The organism is Sphingomonas sp. (genome assembly GCF_035555815.1).
In the GTDB taxonomy this organism is placed as follows: Bacteria; Pseudomonadota; Alphaproteobacteria; order Sphingomonadales; family Sphingomonadaceae; genus Sphingomonas.
Window position 1 is genome coordinate 1 of the sequence record NZ_DATMGG010000205.1, and the last position, 7659, is coordinate 7659.

Sequence of the window (7659 nt, forward strand, 5' to 3'; positions counted from 1 at the left end):
CGGTGCCGGAGAAGGTCGCGGTTAACGTGCCCGTCCCGTTGGCGATGTCGATGCCGGTCTGTGCATGGCTGCCGGTGATGCTGACCGTGCCGCCGACCGCGAAGCTGCCGGTGACCCCGCTCAGCTGGATGACGCCGCCGCTGTTGCCGGTCGACCCGGTCGAGGCGACACTGTTGAGCGACACCGCCAGCGTGCCGCCCTGATCGATGTCGATCGCCTGCCCCTGGCCGCCGATGCCGACGTTGCCGATCGTCAATGTGCCGACCGTGCCGCCGCCGTCGACGATGCCGACCGCACCGGTCGCGGTGCCGACCAGATCGATCCCGGCGATGGTGTTGCCGACGGCGAGGATGATCCCGGCGCCGGTATGGCCGATCACGGCATTGCCCGTGCCCGCGCCGATCGACATACCGTTGACGGTGTACGCCTGCCCGTCGCCGTATAGCTTCTGCCCGGTCTCCAGCGTGATCCCGCCGCCGTAGGTCACGCCGCGATCGTAGACGAAGATCGTGTCGCCGGCGCCGTCGACGTCGTCGTTGGTACTGCCGTCGCCGTTGCCGCCGTTCAGCTCGGTCAGGCCGGTGAACGGACGGAGGAAGGAGCCGTCCGACGCGCCGTTCGCCCCGCTGTAGGCGCTGTCGACGTACCAGGTCGGCGCGGTCACGGTCAGCGCGACATCGGCGTCGACGACGCTCGACAGGCCCTGGGCGTCCTCCACGGTGTAGGTGAAGCTGGCGGCGCCGGTGTAGCCGGTGTCGGGGGTGAAGGTGACGCTGCCGTCGCCGTTCAGCACCACCGTGCCATGGCTGGCGCCGCTGACCGCGGTGATCGTCAGTGCGGCCGGATCGCCGTCGGGATCGAGATCATTGCCGAGCAATTGCGCGGCGGTGAGGGTGATCGGCGTGTTGCCGGTCATGGAAAAGGCGTCGTCGGCCGCGATCGGGGTGATCTGGATCGATCCGGCCACCAATGTCATGCCGTTCAGCGCGTCGTTGACCAGCACGTTGATCGCCGCGCTGGTGCCGATGTTGGCGATCGTCAGTGTGACGTGGACGGTATCGCCGGGATCCGCGACGCCGTCGTTGTCGACATCGACGCTCAGGCTGGTTGCGCGATCGGCAGAGATATCGGCGGCCATGGCTCGTCCCCTATTTTCGGAGAGACGCCGTTCGACTCACCGCCGGCCGGCGCCTTCGGCCGAATTGGTCGCACGAAACCGCCCGCCAGACCAGAGCGCGCGCGCCGGATTCAGGCGCACGCGGCTCATGCGTGGTGGCGCAATCGCCAGTTGCCAAGGTGCGCGACCCCCAGCAGCGCACCGCCGGCCAGGGTCACCGGAACATCCGCCCAGGTCGCGCCGAACAGGAATGCACCGGCGGCGAGAAACCCCAACCCCGCCGCGCCTGTTGCCAGCGGCCACCACAGCCGATGGCGCGCCCGGCCGGTGACCAGCGCCGCACCGGACAGCGGCACGGCGACGACGACCATCCACGCATGAAACGCCTCCGGCACCGGGATCACCGCCGACAGCACCGGCAGCAGCGCGAACAGCACCGGCAGAACCAGACAATGCACCAGGCACGCCATCGACGCCCCCAACGCGGCGCGTTCGACCCAATCGACCGGCGCCGTCCGCCGCACCGCATCCCCTACTCTGACCATCCGGTGCCCCGATTTCGCAAATGATATAATGTATCATTACTATAGGGATCGCCTCACCGGGTGAAAGGGCAACGCGCCGGTTTTTTTACAAACTCCCAATAGGGCAAGCGCGAACTCGCTCAGCCTAGCGGGATGCAGCCATGCTGCACGGGCCGCCAAACGCCGGCGCGATCGCGGGGGGCGGGCTGGCCGATCGCGGAATCATCGCCGCGCAGGATCGCGAGCAGCCCGGACAATTGCCGCTCCACCGCGCTGGTTTCTTCGCCGAACGGCGCGCTCGCCTCGACGAAACGGCTGCCCCAGCCGTCGGCGAGATCGAGCACCTGCCGGATGATCGCGGACGCGCCATCGACGGTGATCGACGGAAACGGCAGGCGCGTCCCCGGACTGGGCCGCAGTCCGCGCGCGATCGCCGCCTGGCCGATGGTAAAGCTCAGCGGCGACAGGAACAGCGCGCCGGCCACCGCGCGAAGGTAGCTGCGCGGGGAGAGCTGCGCCCACCACGCCACCGCGAGACAGCTCACGCCCTGCGCGACCAGCACCACCGGCTGACGGCGATCCTTGATGACCTCATCGAGTTGCAGCGCCCACAGGCCGCGGTGGGCCTTCGACAGATCGAGCGCGAGCCGCTGCACCTCGGCGACGCCGCCCTCGGCGAGCATCGAGGCCAGGCGATCCTCCCGATCCTGCTGGAGCGATACCACGAGCGGGACGGGCATTTCGCCAAGGGCTTCGACCGGATGGATCATCGCATTCCCTCCTGCACGGCACCCGTCGGAACGAACCGACTCGGGCTGTTTCCTGAGTCGAAAGTTATTCCCACTGATTAGATGCACAATAGAGCTGCGCCCAATCGAAGTGCGGCCGCGCCAAAGCGCCGACCCTCCCCGTCCGGCGATCCTGTGCTACGAGGCGCGCGTCCGGGGGATGTGATTCGATGATGGCCGATCGTGACATCGTGCTGGTGACGGGCGTGTCGGGCTTCCTCGGTTCGGCGGTGGCGCGGGCGCTGGCCGGGCGCGGCTATGCGATCCGCGGGCTGGTGCGCGCGACCAGCCCGCGCACCAACCTGGCCGACTTCCCCGGCGAACTTGTCGAGGGCGACCTGCGCGACCCCGCCGCCGTCGCGCGGGCGATGACCGGCGTGCGGACGCTCTATCATGTCGCCGCCGACTATCGGCTGTGGGCGCGCGATCCCGAGGAGATCGTGCGCAACAACCGTGACGGCACCCGCAACGTGATGGAGGCCGCGCTGGCCGCCGGGGTCGCGCGGATCGTCCATACCAGCAGCGTCGCCACGCTGCTGCCGCTCGACGGTGGCGTGGCGGACGAGACCCGCGTCGCGACCGAAGCGACTGTGGTCGGCGCCTACAAACGCAGCAAACTGGTCGCCGAGCGGCTGGTCGAGCAGATGGTGCGCGCGCAAGGGCTGCCGGCGGTGATCGTCAACCCCTCCACCCCGATCGGCCCGCGCGACGTGCGGCCGACCCCTACCGGGCGGATCATCGTCGAGGCCGCGGGCGGGCGGATGCCGGCGTTCGTCGACAGCGGGCTTAACCTGGTGCACGTCGACGATGTCGCCGCCGGCCACCTGCTCGCACACGATCGCGGGCGGATCGGCGAACGCTATATTCTGGGCGGGCAGGACGTCACGCTGGCGGAGATGCTCGCGACGATCGCGGGTATCGTCGGGCGCCGGCCGCCGACGGTGCGCCTGCCGCGCGGCCCGCTGTTTCCGCTGGCCTGGGCCAATGAGCGGATCGCGATGTGGACCGGGAAGGAACCGTTCCTGACCCGCGACGCGCTGAAGATGGCCGCGCACGCGATGTTCTATTCCTCCGCCAAGGCCGAGCGCGAACTGGGCTATCGCGCGCGGCCACACGCACAGGCGCTGGCCGATGCGATCGCGTGGTTCCGCGACGCCGGAATGGTGCGATGATCGGGATCGCCATCGGCGCACTGACGCTGGCGATCTGGCTGTACCTGCTGCTGGCCAACGGTGGCTTCTGGCTGGCGCGCGAGCGCGACACCGCCGGCCTCCCCGCCGCGCCCCCGACCTGGCCGGAGGTCGTCGCGGTGGTGCCCGCGCGCGACGAGGCGGAGGTGATCGCGACGGTGATCGCCAGTCTGGCCGCGCAGGACTATCCCGGTGATTTCCGCATCGTCCTGATCGACGATGGCAGTAGCGACGGCACCGCGACCCTTGCAGCAGCCGCCGGCGGCGCGCGGCTGACGGTCGTGTCCGGCGTGCCGCTCGTCGAGGGCTGGACCGGCAAGCTGTGGGCGGTGTCGCAGGGCATCGCCGCCGCCGGGACGCCGCGCTATCTGTGGCTGACCGACGCCGACATCGCTCACGCGCCCGACACGCTGCGATCGCTGGTGACGCGCGCGGAGGGCGGCGGGCTGGCGCTGGTCTCGCTGATGGCGAAGTTGCGCTGCGTCTCCTTCGCCGAGCGGGCGCTGGTGCCGGCGTTCGTCTATTTCTTCGAGATGCTCTATCCGTTCGCACGGGTGAACGCCCCGCGCGGCATCGGGGCCGCCGCCGGGGGCTGCATGTTGGTGCGCCGCGACGCGCTGGAGCGGGCCGGGGGGATCGCGGCGATCCGTGGGGCGCTGATCGACGATTGCGCGTTCGGCGCCCTCATCAAGCGGCACGGGCGAATCTGGCTGGGCCTGACCGACCGCGCGCGCAGCATCCGCCGCTATGACACCGCCGGGTCGATCGCCGCGATGATCTCCCGCTCCGCCTATGCCCAGCTCGACTATGCCGCGTGGAAGCTCGCCGGGACGATCGTCGGGCTGGGGCTGATCTACGCCGCGCCGCCACTGCTGGCGGTGCTCGGGAGCGGCCCGGCGCGGATGCTGGGCGCGGCGGCATGGCTGGCGATGGCGGTGTCGATCCAGCCGATGCTGCGCTTTTACCGCCGATCGCCGCTGTGGGGACCGGCGCTGCCGCTGATCGCGGCTTTCTACGGGGCATGCACCTTGCTATCGGCATGGCAGCATTGGCAAGGACGCGGGGGCATGTGGAAGGGACGAGCCCAGGCGGCGCGAGGCTGATGGCGACGGCGGCGACCAATCTGGCATCGGGCAAGGACCATAAGGCCGAGAATTTCCCGGTCGCATCCGTGCTGCTCAAGCGTGAGCACCGCGCGCCGATCATGGCCTTCTATCGTTTCGCCCGCGCCGCCGACGATATCGCCGATCACCCGACCGCGCCGCCCGCCGAGAAGCTGGCCCGCCTCGCCGCGATGCGCGCCGGGCTGACCGGAAACGGAGACGGCGTCGCGCATGCGCTTTATAAGGCGATGGCGGAGCGCGGCATCGATCCCGGCCATGCCAACGACCTGCTCGACGCGTTCGAACGTGACGTCACGATCCGCCGCTATCCGGATTGGGATTCGCTGATCGGCTATTGCCGGCTGTCGGCGATGCCGGTCGGGCGGTTCGTGCTCGACGTGCATGGCGAGGACCGCGCGTCATGGCCCGCCAACGACGCGCTGTGCGCCGCGCTTCAGGTCATCAACCACCTCCAGGATTGCGGCAGGGATTACCGCGCGCTCGACCGCGTCTACCTGCCCGCCGACACGCTGGCGGACTGTGGCGCGCGGATCGAGGATCTGGCCGCTGCGCAGGCCACTCCGGCGTTGCGCGAGGTGATCGAGCGACTGGCCCGCCGCACGCAGGCGCTGCTGGTCCAGAGCGCCGGTTTCGCCGGGCTGATCCGCGACCGCCGGCTGGCCGCCGAGGTCGCGATCATCCATCGGCTGGCCGAGAGCCTGGCCGCGCGGCTGCTCACCCGCGATCCGTTGAGCGAGCGCGTCCACCACCGCCGCCTTGAGGCCGCGATCATCGCCGCCCGAGCGCTGGCCGGCCGGCTGTTCGCGAAGGCGCCGGCATGAACCCCAAGACCACCCCCGCCGCGCTGCGCGCGCAGGTATCGGGCAGTTCCTTCTACGCCGGGATGCGCGTACTGCCGCGCGCCGAGCGGGAGGCGATGTACGCGGTCTACGCCTTTTGCCGTGCGGTCGACGATATCGCCGACGACCAGCAGGGCGATCGCGCCGCACGCGCCGCCGCGCTCGATCAATGGCGCACCGATATCGCCGCGCTCTACACCGGCGGCGATGCCGGACAGGCCGCGCTGGTGGCGGAGGCGGTGACCCGTTTCGACCTCGATCGCGCCGATTTCGACGCGGTGATCGACGGCATGGCGACCGACGTCGACCGCGACGTGCGCTGGCCGTCCGCTGCCGAACTCGACCTCTATTGCGACCGCGTCGCCTCCGCCGTCGGGCGGCTGTCGGTGCGGATCTTCGGGATGGCGCCGGCGCCCGGCATCGCGCTGGCGCATCACCTGGGCCGCGCGCTGCAACTGACCAACATCCTGCGCGACATCGACGAGGATGCCGCGATCGGCCGCGTCTATCTGCCCGCCGAACTGCTGGAGGGCGCCGGCATGGCGTTGACCACCCCGGCCGAGGTGGTCGCCGACCGCCGCATCGACCCCGCCGCCCGCGCGCTGGCGAAGCAGGCGCACGATCATTATGTCGAGGCCAATGCGATCCTGGCGGCGCGCCCGCGCGGCCACCTGATCGCGCCGCGGCTGATGGCCGCCGCCTATGCCAAGGTGCTGACACGGATGGAGGCGGCCGGCTGGGCACCGCCACGCACCCGCATCCGCGTGTCCAAGCTGGGCCTGCTGTGGACGGTGGTGCGGCTGAGCCTGACCCGGTGAATTTCACCCGCGCGACGATCGCCGGGGCCGGGCTGGCCGGCCTTGCGGCGGCGGTGGCGTTGCGGCGGGCCGACGTCGCCGTGACCATCGCCGATTCCGCCGCGCAGGCGGGCGGGCGCTGCCGATCCTACCACGATCCGCAGCTTGGGCTGACGATCGACAACGGCAACCATCTGGTGCTGTCGGGCAACGCCGCCGTCACCCGCTTTCGCGCCGCGATCAGCGCCGATACGCCGCTGGCCGGGCCGGAACACGCCGACTTCGCCTTTCGCGACCTGACCAGCGGTGCGGGCTGGACGGTGCGGATCAACGACGGGCCGCTGCCATGGTGGGTGCTGGCGCCGGGCCGGCGTGTGCCGGGCAGCCGCGCCGCCGACTATCTGCCGCTCGCCCGCCTGCTGGGACGCGAAGAAGCGCGGATCGACGCACGGATCGACGCGAAAGGGCCTGTATGGGAGCGGCTGCTGCGCCCGGTGCTGCTCGCCGCGCTCAACACCGATCCGGCGGCAAGCTCGGCCGCACTGGCCGGCGCGGTGCTGCGTGAGACGGTGGCGAAGGGCGGCCGCGCGATGCGCCCGCGCGTCGCCGAGCCTAGCCTGGCCGCCGCGTTCATCGACCCCGCGCTGGCGTGGCTGGCGGCACGGCATAGCGCGGTAACGTTGGGACGGCGGCTGCGCGCGATCGATTTCACCGGGGATCGGGTGACCGCGCTCGATTGGGGCGCGGGGCGGGAACCGGTCAGCGCCGACGAGGCGGTGATCCTCGCGGTGCCCCCCGCCGTGGCGACCGCGCTGGTGCCGGGCCTCGCAGCACCCGACGACTTCCGCGCGATCGTCAACGGCCACTTCGCGTTTCCCGCCCCGGCAGGTGCCCCGCCGATGCTCGGACTGATCGGCGGCACCGCGGAATGGGTGTTCGCCTTTCCCGACCGGCTGTCCGTCACCGTCAGCGCGGCCGAGGCGATCGTCGATCGGGATCGTGAGGGGCTCGCACGCACCTTCTGGGCGGATATCCAGGCCGCGCTAGGCATCGATCACCCGATGCCACGCTGGCAGATCGTCAAGGAGAAGCGCGCGACCTTTGCCGCTACCCCCCAACAGAACGCCAAGCGCCCGCCCGCCGCGACACGCTGGCGCAACCTGTTCCTTGCCGGCGACTGGACCGACACCGGCCTGCCCGCGACGATCGAGGGCGCGCTGCGATCGGGGGAGACGGCCGCGAAACTGGCGCTCCGATCCGGCACGCGCTAGCCACGTCCC

At 70.8% G+C, this 7659-nt stretch carries 8 protein-coding genes; 5 read left to right on the forward strand and 3 right to left on the reverse strand.

All coding sequences use genetic code 11. The features are described from left to right. The 3 genes from VNR91_RS12030 to VNR91_RS12040 all read right to left on the reverse strand — a co-directional run. The coding region (locus VNR91_RS12030; RefSeq protein ID WP_325491015.1) for a cadherin-like domain-containing protein at positions 1-1138 on the reverse strand (1138 nt) is incomplete at its 3' end. 125 nt (positions 1139-1263) lie between these two features. Beyond that, the gene (locus tag VNR91_RS12035; RefSeq protein WP_325491016.1) at positions 1264-1662 is read right to left on the reverse strand and encodes a MerC domain-containing protein; all 399 of its coding nucleotides are present in this window, start codon (positions 1660-1662) and stop codon (positions 1264-1266) included. Positions 1663-1781: 119 nt separating this feature from the next. Then, positions 1782-2381, reverse strand: a complete 600-nt coding sequence (locus VNR91_RS12040; RefSeq protein WP_325491017.1) for an alpha/beta hydrolase — start codon at positions 2379-2381, stop codon at positions 1782-1784. Positions 2382-2602: 221 nt separating this feature from the next. On the opposite strand from VNR91_RS12040, the gene hpnA reads away from it, so the two are divergent. Genes hpnA through hpnE form a run of 5 tightly spaced genes read left to right on the forward strand, consistent with a single transcriptional unit; the run spans position 2603 to position 7650 of the window. Further along, complete coding sequence (gene hpnA, locus VNR91_RS12045) at positions 2603-3601, forward strand: hopanoid-associated sugar epimerase (RefSeq protein WP_325491022.1); 999 nt, start codon at positions 2603-2605, stop codon at positions 3599-3601. Beyond that, a complete protein-coding gene (locus VNR91_RS12050; protein ID WP_325491018.1) occupies positions 3598-4722 on the forward strand; it encodes a glycosyltransferase in 1125 nt (374 codons plus the stop codon). Before hpnA ends, VNR91_RS12050 begins: the two co-directional genes overlap by 4 nt. Then, complete coding sequence (gene hpnC, locus VNR91_RS12055) at positions 4722-5564, forward strand: squalene synthase HpnC (protein WP_325491019.1); 843 nt, start codon at positions 4722-4724, stop codon at positions 5562-5564. The genes VNR91_RS12050 and hpnC overlap by 1 nt, the downstream gene beginning before the upstream one ends. Beyond that, on the forward strand, positions 5561-6400 hold the full coding sequence (hpnD, locus tag VNR91_RS12060) for a presqualene diphosphate synthase HpnD (protein ID WP_325491020.1): 840 nt from the start codon (positions 5561-5563) through the stop codon (positions 6398-6400). Before hpnC ends, hpnD begins: the two co-directional genes overlap by 4 nt. Further along, positions 6397-7650, forward strand: a complete 1254-nt coding sequence (hpnE, locus tag VNR91_RS12065) for a hydroxysqualene dehydroxylase HpnE (RefSeq protein WP_325491021.1) — start codon at positions 6397-6399, stop codon at positions 7648-7650. The genes hpnD and hpnE overlap by 4 nt, the downstream gene beginning before the upstream one ends. Positions 7651-7659: the final 9 nt, after the last annotated feature.